The following is a 389-nucleotide window of genomic DNA, read 5'->3' as shown; positions in this document are numbered from 1 at the left end:
CCAACACCGACACCAACAGTGACGCCGGAGCCGACCCCAGATCCAACACCGACGAAGACGCCATGGCCAACGCCAACACCGAAGCCGACGAAGACGCCGAAACCAACACCAACACCGGTACCAACGAAGACACCGAAACCAACGCCAACGCCAACGCCGACACCAACGGTGACGCCGGAGCCGACCCCAGATCCAACACCGACGAAGACGCCATGGCCAACGCCAACACCGACACCAACGAAGACACCGAAGCCGACACCAACACCAACACCAACGAAGACGCCAAAACCAACGCCAACGCCAACGCCAACGCCGACACCAACGGTGACGCCAGAGCCAACGCCAGATCCAACACCGACGAAGACACCATGGCCAACGCCAACACCGAA

Annotated in this window: 1 protein-coding gene; it reads left to right on the top strand. The window is 61.2% G+C overall.

Features of this window, described 5'->3' with window-relative positions:
• A partial coding sequence (locus G358_RS29165) for a hypothetical protein (protein ID WP_033403657.1) occupies nt 1-389 on the top strand: 389 nt, incomplete at both ends.

It is taken from the genome of Paenibacillus fonticola DSM 21315 (assembly GCF_000381905.1).
In the GTDB taxonomy this organism is placed as follows: domain Bacteria; phylum Bacillota; class Bacilli; order Paenibacillales; family Paenibacillaceae; genus Fontibacillus; species Fontibacillus fonticola.
This window is presented reverse-complemented; position numbering and strand designations above follow the sequence as displayed.